The organism is Agrobacterium sp. 22-214-1, from assembly GCF_053522465.1.
This window is the reverse complement of sequence record NZ_JBNWCK010000003.1, coordinates 508,546-523,690: the sequence shown is the minus strand read 5'-3', so window position 1 is coordinate 523,690 and position 15,145 is coordinate 508,546. Positions and strand designations below refer to the sequence as shown.

The 15,145-nt window shown below is 60.3% G+C and carries 13 protein-coding genes and 1 tRNA gene; 6 read left to right on the top strand and 8 right to left on the bottom strand.

Going from position 1 to position 15,145, the window contains the following annotated elements; all coding sequences use genetic code 11:
- Positions 1-56: 56 nt before the first annotated feature.
- Positions 57-932, bottom strand: a complete 876-nt coding sequence (gene pdxY / locus ACQZ5G_RS15515; RefSeq protein WP_003522623.1) for a pyridoxal kinase PdxY — start codon at positions 930-932, stop codon at positions 57-59.
- 225 nt (positions 933-1,157) lie between these two features.
- Between pdxY and ACQZ5G_RS15510 the strand changes: the two genes are divergently transcribed.
- Positions 1,158-2,618 (top strand): phospholipase D-like domain-containing protein, encoded by a 1,461-nt coding sequence (locus tag ACQZ5G_RS15510; protein WP_448736436.1) that lies wholly within the window; start codon positions 1,158-1,160, stop codon positions 2,616-2,618.
- A gap of 49 nt (positions 2,619-2,667) precedes the next feature.
- Entirely contained in the window at positions 2,668-3,513 is an 846-nt protein-coding gene (locus ACQZ5G_RS15505; RefSeq protein WP_080850931.1) for an endonuclease/exonuclease/phosphatase family protein, read from the top strand.
- 58 nt (positions 3,514-3,571) lie between these two features.
- On the opposite strand, the gene ACQZ5G_RS15500 is transcribed toward ACQZ5G_RS15505, so the two are convergent.
- The 4 genes from ACQZ5G_RS15500 to ACQZ5G_RS15485 all read right to left on the bottom strand — a co-directional run bounded on the left by ACQZ5G_RS15500 (position 3,572) and on the right by ACQZ5G_RS15485 (position 9,440).
- Positions 3,572-3,766: a hypothetical protein gene (locus ACQZ5G_RS15500; RefSeq protein ID WP_003522620.1), complete on the bottom strand. Its 195-nt coding sequence runs from the start codon at positions 3,764-3,766 to the stop codon at positions 3,572-3,574.
- Positions 3,767-4,057: 291 nt separating this feature from the next.
- Positions 4,058-7,252 (bottom strand): efflux RND transporter permease subunit, encoded by a 3,195-nt coding sequence (locus ACQZ5G_RS15495; RefSeq protein ID WP_448736437.1) that lies wholly within the window; start codon positions 7,250-7,252, stop codon positions 4,058-4,060.
- 133 nt (positions 7,253-7,385) lie between these two features.
- Entirely contained in the window at positions 7,386-8,576 is a 1,191-nt protein-coding gene (locus ACQZ5G_RS15490; protein ID WP_003522618.1) for an efflux RND transporter periplasmic adaptor subunit, read from the bottom strand.
- 57 nt (positions 8,577-8,633) lie between these two features.
- Entirely contained in the window at positions 8,634-9,440 is an 807-nt protein-coding gene (locus tag ACQZ5G_RS15485; protein WP_003522617.1) for an alpha/beta hydrolase fold domain-containing protein, read from the bottom strand.
- 147 nt (positions 9,441-9,587) lie between these two features.
- Here ACQZ5G_RS15485 and ACQZ5G_RS15480 point away from each other — a divergent pair, with 147 nt between their 5' ends.
- Complete coding sequence (locus ACQZ5G_RS15480; RefSeq protein WP_003522616.1) at positions 9,588-10,487, top strand: LysR family transcriptional regulator; 900 nt, start codon at positions 9,588-9,590, stop codon at positions 10,485-10,487.
- Between the two features lie 9 nt (positions 10,488-10,496).
- Here ACQZ5G_RS15480 and ACQZ5G_RS15475 read toward each other — a convergent pair whose 3' ends face one another.
- Positions 10,497-11,396: a LysR family transcriptional regulator gene (locus ACQZ5G_RS15475; protein ID WP_448736438.1), complete on the bottom strand. Its 900-nt coding sequence runs from the start codon at positions 11,394-11,396 to the stop codon at positions 10,497-10,499.
- A 191-nt stretch (positions 11,397-11,587) separates the two neighbouring features.
- On the opposite strand from ACQZ5G_RS15475, the gene ACQZ5G_RS15470 reads away from it, so the two are divergent.
- Both ACQZ5G_RS15470 and ACQZ5G_RS15465 read left to right on the top strand, forming a co-directional pair.
- Positions 11,588-12,769, top strand: coding sequence for an MFS transporter (locus tag ACQZ5G_RS15470; protein WP_003522614.1), 1,182 nt, complete (start codon positions 11,588-11,590; stop codon positions 12,767-12,769).
- Between the two features lie 61 nt (positions 12,770-12,830).
- Positions 12,831-13,664 carry an aldo/keto reductase gene (locus tag ACQZ5G_RS15465; protein ID WP_003522613.1) on the top strand — a complete coding sequence of 278 codons (834 nt, stop codon included), beginning with the start codon at positions 12,831-12,833 and terminating at the stop codon, positions 13,662-13,664.
- Positions 13,665-13,805: 141 nt separating this feature from the next.
- Here ACQZ5G_RS15465 and ACQZ5G_RS15460 read toward each other — a convergent pair.
- Positions 13,806-13,880: transfer RNA gene (locus ACQZ5G_RS15460), tRNA-Gly, on the bottom strand.
- Positions 13,881-14,266: 386 nt separating this feature from the next.
- On the opposite strand from ACQZ5G_RS15460, the gene ACQZ5G_RS15455 reads away from it, so the two are divergent.
- Positions 14,267-14,488, top strand: a complete 222-nt coding sequence (locus ACQZ5G_RS15455; RefSeq protein WP_003522612.1) for a hypothetical protein — start codon at positions 14,267-14,269, stop codon at positions 14,486-14,488.
- 78 nt (positions 14,489-14,566) lie between these two features.
- On the opposite strand, the gene dps is transcribed toward ACQZ5G_RS15455, so the two are convergent.
- Positions 14,567-15,055 (bottom strand): DNA starvation/stationary phase protection protein Dps, encoded by a 489-nt coding sequence (dps, locus tag ACQZ5G_RS15450; protein WP_003522611.1) that lies wholly within the window; start codon positions 15,053-15,055, stop codon positions 14,567-14,569.
- Between the last annotated feature and the right edge of the window lie 90 nt (positions 15,056-15,145).

The window sequence follows — 15,145 nt, the reverse complement described above, 5'->3', positions numbered from 1 at the left end:
TGCCGCATTTCCGGACGGAAAACCGAGGGCCACTTTTCCTGGAAATGCTCTAGCCGCTATTTGCGCTTGCTGCGCGAAGGATGCAAGAGATGACGCATCTGCACCATGGCCATGGGTGTGGAGAGGCTGGAAGAGTCCGTCTCCAGCGTCAGTTCGTTCATGTCGCGTTTTTTGGTGCGGGCCAGAATTTCGAACACGCTGGCGGTTGCGAGCTGCAGCGCCTTTTCGTCATCCATGCCTTCCAGCAGGCGGGCGAGGAACAGCGCCGACATCAGATCGCCGAGGCCGTTCGGCGCATTCTCAATGGCGCGATGTTCGGCAAGCAGCGCGTGGCGGCCGCTGAGATAAAGATTGCCGGTGCCGCCTGTCATCATCGGCACGGCCGAGGTGACCAGCATTTTCGGCGGGCCCAGCGCAAGCGCGGCATCCATGATGGCATTGTTGGTCTCGAGCTCGGCTCCGCTCATCCAGGCGAGTTCATAACGGTTCGGCGTGGCGACGGTGGCAAGCGGGATGAGGTGATCGCGGATGGCTTCTGCGGTCTCGAGCGGAATGTAAAGCCCGCCCAGATCGCCCATGACGGGGTCGCAGGCGTAGATCAGCGCCGGGTTCTTTTCCTTCAGATTGCGGATCAGCCGTGCGACAGAGCGCACCTGCGCGGCGCTACCGAAATAACCGGTCAGGACAGCCTTGACCTCGCCGATCCATTTGGCGTTTTCGAGGTCGGTCATGGCCTTGTCGAAATCGTCGTCCTGAAAGCGCATCCGGGTGGACGGGCCATGGCCGGGATGCCAGGGCATGACGATGGTGGGCACCGCCCAGACGGGATAACCGAGTGTCTCCAGCGCAAAGACTGCGGCGCGATTGCCGACGGAGCCACGCATGACATGGCTGGAAATGACGATGACGGCGCCCTGTGTATTTTCCTGCATCACGGCCTTCTTGCTTTCAAAAGAGGCAGAAAGCCCGCAAGTGCACCCCGCCTTGCCACTGCCCAAAGATCAAGATGCGCTCTCATGACATATCGCAAGGCCGGTTTCCACCGTTAATCCCGCAAGGGTCTGTCCCGCAAAAGCATGGCGCGGTCAGGTTCGTTGTCTCTGCCAGCGCTACCTGCCTGTCATTGCGAGATTGCCGAAGTACTCTATAGTTGTACCATGCTCGATCTCGTCATTGCCTATTGGCCGCATATCCTTGCCGTTCTCTCGATTTTGATGGGAACCGTGGCCGCCGTGCATGCCACGATGACGAAGGAGGAGGTTCGTTCCGCGCTCGGCTGGGTCGGCGTCATCGTGCTGTCGCCCATCGTCGGCGCGCTCATCTATGCCATTGCCGGCATCAACCGCATTCGCCGGTCCAACATCACGCAGCAGCGGTCCTTCATGCAGGACGAGATCATGGATCGTGTGGCGCGTCTGGATGCCAGCGGCGAGACGATAGCCATGCGTTTCGGACGCCGGTTCGAGGCGATGAAGACGCTGGGCGACCGGGTGACGCGCCATGCGCTGACGACAGGCAACGGCATAGAGCCGCTGGTGACGGGGGATGCCGCCTATGCCGCCATGCTGGAGGCCATCGACGAGGCGAAGCGGTCGATCATTCTCGAAACATATATTTTCGACAATGACAGGATCGGTGCCCGCTTTGTCGCGGCGCTCGAAAGGGCGAAGTTTCGCGGCGTGGAGGTGCGGGTGCTGGTGGATGCGGTGGGTGCGCGTTATTCGGTGCCGAGCATCCTGCCGACGCTCAGGGAAAAGGGCATCGTCTGCGATGTCTTCAACGGCAATGTCATCATGGGGCTGCGGCTGCCCTATGCCAATCTGCGCACCCACCGCAAGATCCTCGTGGTGGACGGGCGCATTGCGTTCAGCGGCGGCATGAATATCCGCGAGGGTTTCACCCAGGAATTCGGCGGCGAAAGCCAGTCGCACGACACGCATTTCAAGATCACCGGGCCGGTTGTATCGGATTTTTTCTCCATCGCGGCGGAGGATTGGCGCTTCACGACAAGGGAGCTTCTGGATGCGCCGGTCTGGGATATCGCCATTCCCGATGGCGTGCCGGGCTCGCAGATCGTTGCCCGCGTCTGCTCCTCCGGGCCGGACAAGAGCATCGAGACCAGTCACAAGATGCTGATGGGCGCGTTTTCCGTCGCGCGTTCCTCCATTCTCATCATGTCGCCCTATTTTCTCCCCGATCGGGAGCTTATTTCGGCGCTCATAACCGCAGCAAGGCGGGGAGTCGTGGTGGATATCATCGTGCCTAAAAGCAACAATCTGGTGCTTGTGGACAGGGCGATGACGGCGCAGTTCGACCAGATGCTGAAGAATTACTGCCGCATCTGGCGGGCGACGGGGGCTTTCAATCATTCCAAGCTTCTGGTGATCGACGAGCGCTGGAGCTACATTGGCTCTTCCAATCTCGATCCGCGTTCGCTGCGATTGAACTTTGAGATCGATCTCGAAGTTATGGATGAGGAATTCGCCGCGACAATCGGCGAGCGCATCCGGGATGCACGGGCAACCGCCTTGCCCGTCCGGCTCAGCGAACTGAATGCGCGGCCATTCGTTGTCCGTTTTGTGGAGCGTGTCCTGTGGCTCGCTTCGCCTTATCTTTAGAGTGCGGTGCGTCCGACAGGGCGCTGCGCGAGACCGGAGGCATCGACGCGTGAAAAAGAACGGTTTGCTGGATGATGAAAAAACGGCTTTGACGAAAAACACCAGCCTGTCCGCCTTCGTCATGCAGTCGTTGCGCGACCGTCGCCAGCGCCAGAATGCCGCGCCAGCGACGAAAGATCATTCCTTCCCCGTCATCGCCTCCTACAATGTGCATAAATGCGTCGGCCGTGACCGCAAGTTCGATCCCGATCGCACCAGCCGCGTCATTCAGGAAATCGGCGCTGACATCATCGCCCTTCAGGAAGCGGACAGCCGTTTCGGAGAGCGTACCGGCCTGCTCGATCTCGCGCGGCTGGAGCGGGAAAGCGGCCTTATCCCCGTGCCCGTGCAGGCCGGCGTGAAGGCGCATGGCTGGCACGGCAATGTCGTGCTGTTCAAGGAAGGGGCGGTCAGGGATGTGCATACGCTGAAATTGCCGGGGCTGGAGCCGCGCGGCGCGCTCGTCGTGGAGCTGGATCTGAAACGCGGCGGCACGCTGCGGGTCATCGCCGCCCATTTCGGGCTTCTCAGACATTCCCGCGCCCAGCAGGCGAAAGCATTGATCGGCCTTCTGGAAGCACGCAACGAATGCGCGACCATCCTGATGGGAGACCTGAACGAATGGCGTCTCGGTAACGGGTCGTCGCTCAATACGTTCCGGGATGCTTTTGGCGCTTTGCCGCCGGCGGTGCCGAGTTTTCCCTCCAACCTGCCGGTGCTGGCGCTCGACAGGATCATCGCCAATCGTGAAGGGCTGATCGAGCAGGTGGAGGCGCATGACAGCGCGCTGGCGCGCATCGCCTCGGATCACCTGCCGTTGAAGGCCGCGGTGCGGACCGACCTGCTTCCGGCCTGATCCCGCTGCGGATGAGATGCCGCAAGCAGGAGAGCGGACCCAGGCAAGTGGGAAGTCGTTACGCTGCCGTCAGATGGCTGCGCGAACGGGCTTCCAGCAACGATGTGCGAATGGCTTCCATCAGCCGCTCACGGTTGTTTCTGGTCTTGCTTCTGTCCAGGTTCTGCGCGGAAAGCGCCAGATCCAGACCTTCATGCATCACTATCGAATAGGCAACGGTCGTTGCCCAGTTTTCGTATTCCTGCTCCATCATGCAGCCCCTGAACTAAATCATTTAGTCCGAATCACCCTGTTCTTGAGAATTTACCACAAAATACAAAGCATAAAATAGCATCGTTTCTTGCCGCTCCGTCGAGTTGGTGCGGATATATTGATTTTTGACAGGTTCAATGCGGAACAATATAGGCGATTTTCCCGCTTAAGCATTTGAAACTGATTCTATTTCAGTAGAGCCGCATAGACATTTCCAGCCATAAAAACGCCGCGCATCTGATGATGCGCGGCGGGCTTGCTTCGAAGGTGGCGGTGGATGGGAGGTTAGGTTTCAGCCGGCCTTTTCGAGCTTGTAGTCCGAATTGGCCGGTTCTTCCTGCTTGTGCTGGATGAGCGGGCGGTTGCCCGCCAGCCTGCGCACCAGCACATAGAAAACCGGTGTCATGAAGATGCCGAAGAACGTCACGCCGATCATGCCGGAGAACACCGCGACACCCATGGCGGCGCGCATTTCCGCGCCGGCACCTGTCGAGACGACCAGCGGCACCACGCCCATGATGAAGGCGAGTGAGGTCATCAGGATCGGGCGAAGGCGAAGACGGCTTGCCTCGATGGCGGCCTGAACCGGCGTTCGTCCCTCGAATTCCAGTTCCCGGGCGAATTCCACGATCAGGATGGCGTTTTTCGCCGAGAGACCCACAAGGACGACAAGGCCGATCTGCGTAAAGATGTTGTTGTCCCCTCCTGTCAGCCAGACGCCCGTGAGAGCTGCAAGCACGCCCAGCGGTACGATCAGGATGATCGCAATCGGCAGGGTCAGGCTTTCATATTGCGCGGCAAGCACGAGATAGACGAGCAGCAGTGCTAGCGGGAAGACCACGATGCTGGAATTGCCGGCGAGAATCTGCTGGTAGGTCAGATCGGTCCATTCGTAATCGATGCCGGCGGGCAGGGTTTCGGCAAGGATCTTTTCGATCGCGGCCTGCGCCTGACCCGAAGAGAAGCCCGGTGCCGGTCCACCGTTGATATCGGCTGCGAGGAAGCCGTTATAACGGTTGGTGCGCTCCGGTCCCGTCGTTGCATCCACCTTCAGCAGCGTCGACAGCGGTATCATCTGACCCGTTGCGGAGCGAACCTTCAGGCGGCCGATATCTTCCGCATGGGCGCGGAATTGCGAATCCGCCTGCACACGGACGCTGTATGTGCGACCAAAGGCATTGAAGTCATTGACGTAGAGCGAGCCGAGATAAATCTGCAGAGTCTGGAAAACGTCGCTGACGGAGACGCCCAGCTGTTCCGCCTTGGCGCGGTCGAGATCGGCAAAGAGCTGCGGCACGTTGATCTGGTAGCTGGAAAAGATGCCTGCCAGCTCCGGTGTCTGATAGGCCTTGCCGATCACGGCTTTCGCCGCTTCGTCCAGCGTTTGGTAGCCGTAACCGGCGCGGTCTTCGATCTGCAGCTTGAAGCCGCCTGTCTGGCCGAGACCGTTGACCGGCGGCGGCGGGAACATGGCGATGAAGGCGTCCTGAATGCCGGCGAACTTCTGGTTCAGCTGCATGGCGATGGCGCCGCCGGAGAGTTCCGGTGTCTTGCGCTTTTCGAAGTCATCGAGAACCGCAAAGACGATGCCGGAATTGGAGCCGATGGTAAAGCCGTTGATCGACAGGCCCGGGAAAGCGATGGCGTGGCTGACGCCGGGCGTTTCCATGGCGATCGCGCTCATCCGCTTGATGACGTTTTCGGTGCGGTCGAGCGTTGCGCCATCGGGAAGCTGGGCGAAACCGATCAGATACTGCTTGTCCTGCGCGGGGACGAAGCCGCTTGGGACAGTCGTGAACATGCCGTAGGTGGCAGCCACCAGCGCCATGTAGACGATCATGACGAGGCTCTTGCGCGTCACCAGTCCGCCCACAGTCTTGCCGTAGCCGTTCGAGGCCGCGCCGAAGGCACGGTTGAAGCCACGGAAGAACCAGCCGAAGATCTTGTCCATGAAGCGGGTCAACCAGTCTTTCGGTGCGCCGTGCTCCTTCAGCAGCAGGGCTGCAAGAGCGGGCGACAGCGTCAGCGAGTTGATGGCCGAAATGACGGTGGAGATCGCAATCGTCAGCGCGAACTGCCGGTAGAACTGGCCGGACAGGCCGGAGATGAAGGCGAGCGGCACGAAGACGGCAACCAGAACCAGCGCAATCGCGATGATCGGGCCGGAGACTTCGCGCATCGCCTTATAGGTGGCGTCACGCGGTGAGAGCCCGTTTTCGATGTTTCGCTCGACGTTTTCGACGACAACGATCGCGTCATCCACCACGATGCCGATGGCGAGCACGAGACCGAACAGGGTCAACGCGTTGATGGAGAAGCCGAAGGCATACATGACGGCGAAGGTGCCGATGATCGAGACCGGAACGGCGATCAGCGGAATGATCGAGGCGCGCCATGTCTGAAGGAAGAGAATGACCACAAGCACCACGAGGCCAACGGCCTCGAGGAGTGTATCGACAACCTTCTCGATGGAGGAGCGCACGAATTTCGTCGTATCGTAGACGATCTCGTATTTCACGCCATCGGGCATCGCCAATTGCAGATTGTCCATGGTGGCGCGGACATTATCGGCGATTTCGATGGCGTTGGAGCCGGGGGCCTGAAGGACCGCAACAGCCACGGCCGGCTCGCCATCAAGCAGCGAACGCAGCGTGTAGTCTGCTGCACCGAGTTCGATGCGGGCGACATCGCGCAGGCGGGTGATTTCGCCGTTCGCACCGCTCTTGACGATGATGTTGCCGAATTCCTCCGGCGTCGTCAGACGGCCCTGGGCATTGACGTTGAGCTGCAGGTCGACACCGTTAGGGCTTGGTGAAGCGCCGATGACGCCGGCTGCGGCCTGCACGTTCTGCTGGCGGATGGCGTCGGAGACGTCGGCGGCGGCGAGATCATGCTCGGCCACCTTCTGCGGATCGAGCCAGACGCGCATGGAGTAGTCACCTGCGCCGAAGACCTGAACCTGGCCGACACCTTCGATGCGGGCGAGACGATCCTTGACGTTCAGCGTCGCATAGTTGCGCAGATAGGTGATGTCATAGGCATCTGTCTTCGAGACGAGGTTGACGACCATGATGAAGTCGGGCGAGCTCTTGACCGTGGTGATGCCGAGCGCGCGCACTTCCGCCGGCAGGCGTGGTTCCGCCTGGGACACACGGTTCTGCACCAGCTGCTGGGCCTTGTCCGGATCGGTGCCGAGCTTGAAGGTGACGGTCAGCGTCAGCACGCCGTCGGATGTCGCCTGGCTGCCCATGTAGAGCATGTCCTCGACGCCGTTGATCTGTTCTTCGAGCGGCGTTGCAACGGTTTCGGCGATAACGGTCGGGTTCGCACCGGGATAGGTGGCGCGCACGACGACGGATGGCGGAACGACTTCGGGATATTCCGAAATCGGCAGGGCGCGCATGCCAAGAAGGCCTGCCACCACAATCAGGATCGACAAGACGCCGGCGAATACCGGCCGGTCGACAAAAAATCTGGAAATATTCATATCCAGTCCCTCTCCGGGTATATTTTGGAATGCAAAGGCCGCTCCGGCGGCAATCCTGCCGCCGGTGAAGGCCGGTTCTGTCTGAATGCGCGTCTCGCGAAAGTGCGGGACGCTTGCTGATCAAAGAGGTGGGTTACTGCGAGGCAGCAACCTTGTCTTCCGCCTGCGGTGCAATGGTCGCACCGGGGCGAATGCGCTGCAGGCCGTTGACGACGATCGTATCACCGGCGGCAAGGCCGCTTTCGATGATGCGCTGGCCATCGGCCGGTGCGCCCGGCTTGATCTGGCGGTAGCTCACCTTGTTTTCGGCATCGACCACGAAGACGAAACGCTTGTCCTGATCCGTGCCGATGGCCCGGTCGCTGATGACGATGCGGTTTTCCGGCTTCGGTTCACCCATGCGCACCCGCACGAACTGGCCCGGAATGAGCCTGCCGTCCGGATTTTCGAAGACGGCGCGGACACCGATGGTACCGCTTGCCGAATCCACCTGATTGTCGATCAGGTGCAGCGTGCCCTTGATCGGCGTGCCTTCATCCGAAAGGGTGCCGATTTCCACCGGGATCTGTTCGAGGGCGGGCAGGGCGCCGTCCGTCTGCGGCAGTTCGGCAAGCGCCTTGGCCACCACGCCTTCGCTGGCGTTGAAGCTGGCATAGATCGGGTTGACCGATACCAGTGTCGTCAGCGCCGGCGATGTGGAGCCGGCGGCGACGAGGTTGCCGGCGGTGATTTCGATGCGGCCGACGCGGCCGGAAACCGGGGCGAGGATTTCGGTATAACCGAGATCGAGCTGAGCCGTGGTCAGGGCTGCGCGGGCGGCGCGAAGCTGGGCTTCGGCATCCGCAAACGAGCTTTGACGCTGGTCGAGATCGCTCTGGGAGATGGTGCGATTGTCGGAAAGCCTGCGGCCACGGTCGAGTTCCGTTTTGGCAAGGCTGACCTTGGCTTCGGCGGAAGCAACCTGGCCTTCAGCACCCGCAACGGCGGCCTGATAAGGGGCCGGATCGATGGTGAAGAGAGGATCGCCTTCCTTCACCAGCGCGCCTTCGCGGAAATGCACGGCCTTGATCTGGCCGGCGACGCGGGAGCGGATCTGCACCCGGTCAACGGCTTCGAGACGGCCGGAAAATTCTTCCCAGCGCATCACGTCGCGGCTTTCCACCTTGGCGACGGTAACCGGGATTGCCGGTGTTTCGGCAGGCGTGGAGGCTGCCGTTGCATCGCGGCTGGTGGGGAGGTCGAAAAACAGTGCTGCTGCTGCAACGGACATGGCAAGTCCGATGCCGGCACCCGTCAGGGCCCGGCGCTTTGTGTTCAGCGTCATGGGTATCTCCTTGGCCCCCCGATCGGGAGCAGGTCGTTCATAAATAAATGCGAATTTTCAGTGTTTTAACTGGTCGACGAAAGTCTTGAACTCCGAACAGACGGATGAGACCCATCCGCCGCCCTCTCCTTGATAAAGCCCCGTCCAGCCGACGCCGGCGGGGAAAACATGCTGCCGGACGCTGACACCGGAGGCGATGAGGCGGTCGGCATAACCGACCGTTTCGTCGCGCAGAGGGTCGTCCTCGGCGGTAAAGATCAGCGCCGGCGCCACCCGGTTCAGCCGCGTGCACTGGCAGGGCGCGGCATAGGGGTGGAAAAACCCGCACGCCTTGGCAAGGTAATGGCTCCAGCCATCGGCCCAGCGCTGACGCATGCCGATCCTGTCCGCATCGCGGAAGGATTCCGTCGTCATCATCGGGTCGATCATGGGCGACAGAAGAATCTGGCCTGCGAGTTTGCCCGGCATGCGGTCACGGGCCTTCAAGGCAAGCCCCGCCGCCACATTGCCGCCAGCCTCTTCGCCGGCCACGAACAGCAGCGATTTCGCGCCGCCATAATGCTTGCGGTCCCGGCTCAGATGATCGAGCGCCTCATAGGCGCAATCGATGACCATCGGAAACTCGTTGCCGGACGGCTTGCTGTAGTCGGCTTCCACGACCACCGCGCCGCTTTCCGCAAGCGCGCGGGCCACCGGAAGCTCCGGGCAATTGCCGCCCGGCTCAAGGCCGGGTTCCAGAAACGATCCGCCGCGCAGATAAAGCACGACAGGCGGATGGCTGCAGAGGCAGGAACCTTCATAACGGCGCACGGAGAGCTTCGACGCGGACGTCTCGCTACCCATATTTTCCCAATGCGCGTTCATGAACCCAGATCCTTTGCGCCGCCACCAATAAGCGGATCATATTGCAAAATCTGAAATCCATATTATTGTTCGGATCGAAACGATCAAGCATGCAAATTTGAAAACACTATTCCGAAATAACGGATAATCATATCTCCGAGGCAGTGAATGGATCAGCTCTCCGCCATGCGGGTTTTTACGCGGGTCGTGGAAACCGGCAATTTCAGCCGCGCCGCCACCGCGCTGAACATGCCGAAAACCACTGTTACCAACATGGTGCAGGCGCTGGAGGCGCATTTGCACACCACACTTCTTAACCGCACCACGCGCCGGGTGATGCTGACAACGGACGGCGCTCTCTATTATGAGCGGGCCTCACAGATTTTATCGGAAATCGAAGAACTTGACGGTAGCATGTCCAGCGCGCAGGTGCAGCCCTCCGGCCGGTTGCGGGTGGAAATGGCCGGTGTCTTCGCGGACCTGGTTGTTATCCCACATCTTTGCGAATTTTACCAGCGTTATCCGCAAATCCGTCTCGACCTCGGTGTAGGCGACCGTCTCGTCGATTATATCGCGGAGAATGTCGACTGTGCGCTGCGGGTCGGCGTGCTGCGCGATCAGTCGTTGATTGCCCGTAAAGTGGGCGAACTCCGGTTCGAGACATTCGCCTCGCCATCCTACATCGAAAATTTCGGTATGCCGCAAGAACCGGAGGATCTGGAGAAAGAGCATTATTCGGTGGGCTACCTCAATGCCACCACCGGCCAGATCATGCCGGCCTCCTTCGACAACGGCGTGCGCAGCGTCGAGCTGACCCCGAATTATGTCGTCTCGGTCAATGACAGCCGCACCTATCTCAATGCGGCGCTGGCCGGCATGGGCATCGTGCAGCTTCCCGTCTTCATGGTGAAAGATGCGCTTTCGCGGGGCGAGCTGGTGCCGGTGCTTTCCGAATGGCGGCGCGAGGCCATGCCGATCTATGTGGTCTATCCCCAGACCCGGCATGTAACCAACAAGGTCCGCGTTTTTGTCGACTGGCTGGCCAAGCTGGTGCACGGCCTGGTGTGAGGCGGCCAGTCACCGCCCGACCCTTGCTGCGACAAAATCGATGAAGGCGCGCACGCGGGCGGCCAGGTGTTCGTGACCGGCATAAACCGCGTGGATCACTTCCATCTCCTCGGCATTGTAGTCTTCCAGAACCGGCACGAGCAGGCCCGCCTCGATATCCGGCTCGATATGAAATTCGCCGACCCTTCCCAGCCCCAGGCCCGTCAGGCAGAGCCTTCGCATGGCCATGCCGCTGTTGACTGAGACATTGCCCGTTACGGGCAGTCGGTAGACTTCCGCAGAGCCGGGGTTGCGAAACGGCCATTCGTTGAGGCTGCGGCTGAAATTGAAGCTGAAGCAATTGTGCCGCACCAGATCCTGCGGTGTTTCCGGCATGCCGTGTCGTTCGATATAGGCGGGGGAGGCGACGATGACGCGGCGGACTTCCTTCAGCTTTCTCGCCTTCAGGGATGAATCTCCCATCGCGCCCGAGCGGATGGCGATATCGGTGCGTTCCTCTATCAGGCTGATGACGCCGTCGGTCAGTGAGATATCCAGCTCGATTTCCGGATAAAGCGACAAAAATTCCGGCGCAAGCGGCAGCAGATAACGTTCGCCGAAGCCCAGCGTGGCGTTGACGCGCAAAAGGCCACGCGGCACCACCTTGCCGCCGCTCGCCACGATCTGCTCGGTCTCGGCTATATCGGCGAGAATGCGCCTTGCCCGCGCAAGATAGACTTCGCCCTCCGGTGTGAGCGTGACAAGCCGGGTGGAGCGGGCAAGCAGCCGGGTGCCAAGGCGGTCTTCGATACGGGTGACGAGCTTGCTCACCGCCGAGGGTGAAAGCTTCAGCCTGCGCCCGGCGGCGGAAAAGCTGCCGAGTTCCGCCGCCGCCACGAAGACTTCCATTTCTCCGGCCCGATTGTCCATCGTCGCACCACCTGTGAAATCAATTCAAAGGTATTTATCCGACCTTGCCGATTATCATGCAAGTCCCCTTCGCCCATATTGCATCCATAGATTTGATCCAACCGGACAGCATCGCTGTCCAAATGATCCAACCGGACGGCGTTGCTGTCCAGAACGCCCGCGACCCCGCTCCGGGCGAAGAGGTATTTGTCATGCCATTGGCCATATTTGCCCTGACGATCGCGGCCTATGCGATCGGCACCACGGAGTTCGTGATTGTCGGTCTTCTGCCGACGGTCGCGACCGATCTCAACATTACCCTGCCGCTTGCCGGCCTCATCGTCAGCGTTTATGCGCTGGGCGTCACCTTCGGTGCGCCGATCCTGACGGCGCTGACCGGCAGGATCGAACGAAAGCCGCTGCTGCTCGGCCTGATGGCCCTGTTCATCATCGGCAACAGCGCTGCGGCCCTGTCGCCCAGCTATGAGATGCTGCTTGTCGCCCGCGTCATCGCCGCCTTCGCCCATGGAGTCTTCTTCTCGGTCGGCTCTACCATCGCCGCCGATCTCGTGCCGGAAAATCGTCGCGCCTCGGCCATTGCCATGATGTTCATGGGGCTGACGGTCGCCATCGTCACCGGCGTTCCGCTCGGCACCTATATCGGGCAGGTCTTCGGCTGGCGTGCGACCTTGTGGGTCGTTGCCGCCCTTGGCGTCATCGCCTTCTTCGGCATTGCCACGCTTCTGCCGAACACGCTGAAGAAGGCTCCGCCGGCGAGCCTCTTCGATCAGGTCCGTGTTCTCGGCTCCGGTCGCCTGCTCATCGTTTTCGCCATGACCGCGCTCGGTTACGGCGGCACCTTCGTCGCCTTCACCTTCCTTGCGCCGATCCTGCAGGATGTCACCGGCTTTTCCGAAAGGAGCGTCAGTCTGATCCTCGTGCTTTATGGCATCGCCATTGCAGCCGGCAATATCGGCGGCGGCAGGATCGCCAACCATAACCCGGCTAGGGCGCTGATCGGCCTCTTCCTGGCGCAGGCCATCGTGCTGCTCGTCTTTTCCTTCACCGCCTTCTCGCCGGTGCTGACGCTCATCACGCTTGCCGCGCTCGGTTTCCTGTCCTTCGCCAATGTTCCCGGCCTGCAGCTTTATGTGGTGCAGCTTGCCAAGGAACATCGCCCCGGCGCCGTCGATGTCGCCTCGGCGCTCAACATCGCCGCCTTCAACCTCGGCATCGCCATTGGCGCATGGCTCGGCGGTCTGGTGGTGGAATCGCCGATGGGTCTTGCCGCAACCCCGTGGGTCGGCGCCATCCTCGTCGCCGTGGCCCTGCTCCTGACCCTCTGGAGCAGCACGCTCGACCGCCGCGCCGCGCTGACGCTGAAAACCGCCTGAACTTTTCATAAAATTCCCGGCCGCTCCCAAGTCGGCCGGGCTACTTCGAAGGAGAAAATATATGTTTGATGTCACCGCAAATGGCGCGTCGATCCCGGCGCTGGGTTTCGGCACGTTTCGTATTCCCGGTGCCGATGTGCTGCGCATCGTTCCCCATGCGCTGAAGGCCGGTTTCCGCCATATCGATACCGCCCAGATTTACGGTAACGAGGCCGAGGTCGGGGAAGCCATCGCTGCTTCGGGCGTGGCGCGGGGCGACGTGTTTCTCACCACCAAGGTCTGGGTCGAAAACTACAGGCACGATGCCTTCCTCGCCTCCGTGGATGAGAGCCTGAAAAAGCTGAAGACCGATTATGTCGACCTGCTGCTGCTGCATTGGCCGAATGACGCGGTTTCGCTTGCCGAACAGATCGGCGCGCTGAACGCGGTGAAGGAAGCGGGCAAGGTGCGTCATATCGGCGTTTCCAATTTCAGCACGGCGCTGATGGCCGAGGCGGTGAAGCTGTCCAAGGCCCCGATCGTGACCAACCAGATCGAATACCACCCCTATATCGATCAGGACGTGGTTATCGCCGCGGCAAAGGCTGCCGGAATGTCGGTGACGGGTTATTACGGCATGGCCGATGGCAAGGTCTTCACCGATCCGGTGCTGAAGGAAATCGCCGCAGGCCGTGGCAAGTCGGTGGCGCAGGTGGTGCTGCGCTGGCTCGTGCAGCAGCAGGGTGTCATCGCACTGTCGAAGACGGTCAGCGAAGCCCGCGTCGATGAAAATCTCGCCATCTTCGATTTCGAGCTTTCCGCCGATGAAATGGCGGCGATCCGCGCGCTTGCCAGACCGGATGGCCGCATCGTTTCACCGGAAGGGCTTGCACCCGTCTGGGACAAGGCCGCCTGATAATAAGAGCCGGGGAGGGAGCGCCCTTCCCGGTTTGCCCATGCGTGAAAAATCCTCGCGCGGCAATGCTCCTCACAGCCTATGGAAACGACGCGTTTCACATCGGGTGCAGTGAAGATTTATCTGCCTGTTCTGGAAATTTGGAGCGGGCGAAGGGATTTGAACCCTCGACCCCAACCTTGGCAAGGTTGTGCTCTACCCCTGAGCTACACCCGCTCAAATCCACCGGTCCGGGGTAGTTCGCTGAACCGTGGGCCGCCGAAGCGGCGACGGGTGCTATATCGCTCAATCGTTTTTGGAATGCAACAGTTTCTTTTGCGGTTTCGGTGGAAATCCGCCTGTGTGCGGATTTATCCGAAATCTGGCGGCCATCACGGGCTGACGACTAGGGAATTTCCGTTGAAGATATTGTTTCAGCTGGTTTTTATCCCCCTGCCATGGGGGTGGCGGTCGGCGGGAATGCCAGAAAATAACCTATTTACATTTGGTTAAAATCTGATTCGACAAGTGATTCGTTCGGGTGTACAAATTCCCTGTCCACAAGAAAAATCGAAACGATATTGGGAACGATACTTGGCATATCATCATCGGGAGGATGAGCCTTGTCGTACGCAGCTTTTGAACGGGTTGGCGCACAATTGTCGCCGGAGCAGATCACCGATCTGCAGACTATTTTCGATGGCGTATGTTTCGAATGCTTTCAAGACCGCAGCAGCCATGTTGCCAATGAGTGCGCGGCAGTTTTGATCCGTAGCGCCCAGCGCGGCATTCTCGACCATGAGATGTTGCGCGATATCGGTCTTGCGGTTTTACGTCGGCACTGATTGCGCCATATGACAATAAAAAAGCGCCCGAGCATCTCGGGCGCTTTCGTGTGTGTTCTGGCGGCAGCCGCTTCCGCCTCAGCTCTTTTCCTGAACATGAGCTTCGAGGAACCACAGCGACTTGTCGAGATCGCGCGAGGCGGCGGTGAAGATATCCGCCGTCGTCGGGTCGCCCGCCTCGTCGGAATCGTCGATCGCCTTGCGGATCATGTTCGCGACCTCGCCATAACGCTCGATCAGTTCGTCGAGATGGTCGTGGATCTTGTAGATATCGGTCGGATACGCCTTGAGCTTCGTCGTCGAAGAGACCGATTGCAGGCTGCCGAGCGCCGTGCCGCCAAGCTGGACCACACGTTCGGCAATCGTGTCGCCGTGATTGTCGAGCTGGGTGCGGAAAGTGTCGAGAAGTTCGTGCACGGCGATGAATTGCGGGCCCTTGAGGTTCCAGTGCGCCTGCTTGGTGATGAGCGCAAGGTCGATAACCGAGGCCAGTGATTCGTTGAGAATGCCGATCACGGTCGACTTGGCGTTGGAAGGCAGGTCGTTCTTCGTCTTGTGCGTCTTCATCGATGTCTCCTGAAGTTGCGGACGGAATGCCGCTTTGGAAAAGTCCGTCGTTTAACGTCCGGGCCTGAGGCCCTGTTCCATGCTAAGCAC

What these genes read in the sequence shown, in the direction of transcription:
- dps (WP_003522611.1), bottom strand. Translation starts at nt 15,055, where the DNA reads ATGAAGACGCACAAGACGAAGAACGACCTGCCTTCCAACGCCAAGTCG.
- ACQZ5G_RS15480 (WP_003522616.1), top strand. Translation starts at nt 9,588, where the DNA reads ATGGATCAGCTCTCCGCCATGCGGGTTTTTACGCGGGTCGTGGAAACC.
- pdxY (WP_003522623.1), bottom strand. Translation starts at nt 932, where the DNA reads ATGCAGGAAAATACACAGGGCGCCGTCATCGTCATTTCCAGCCATGTC.
- ACQZ5G_RS15470 (WP_003522614.1), top strand. Translation starts at nt 11,588, where the DNA reads ATGCCATTGGCCATATTTGCCCTGACGATCGCGGCCTATGCGATCGGC.
- ACQZ5G_RS15500 (WP_003522620.1), bottom strand. Translation starts at nt 3,766, where the DNA reads ATGATGGAGCAGGAATACGAAAACTGGGCAACGACCGTTGCCTATTCG.
- ACQZ5G_RS15510 (WP_448736436.1), top strand. Translation starts at nt 1,158, where the DNA reads ATGCTCGATCTCGTCATTGCCTATTGGCCGCATATCCTTGCCGTTCTC.
- ACQZ5G_RS15475 (WP_448736438.1), bottom strand. Translation starts at nt 11,396, where the DNA reads ATGGACAATCGGGCCGGAGAAATGGAAGTCTTCGTGGCGGCGGCGGAA.
- ACQZ5G_RS15490 (WP_003522618.1), bottom strand. Translation starts at nt 8,576, where the DNA reads ATGACGCTGAACACAAAGCGCCGGGCCCTGACGGGTGCCGGCATCGGA.
- ACQZ5G_RS15495 (WP_448736437.1), bottom strand. Translation starts at nt 7,252, where the DNA reads ATGAATATTTCCAGATTTTTTGTCGACCGGCCGGTATTCGCCGGCGTC.
- ACQZ5G_RS15465 (WP_003522613.1), top strand. Translation starts at nt 12,831, where the DNA reads ATGTTTGATGTCACCGCAAATGGCGCGTCGATCCCGGCGCTGGGTTTC.
- ACQZ5G_RS15485 (WP_003522617.1), bottom strand. Translation starts at nt 9,440, where the DNA reads ATGAACGCGCATTGGGAAAATATGGGTAGCGAGACGTCCGCGTCGAAG.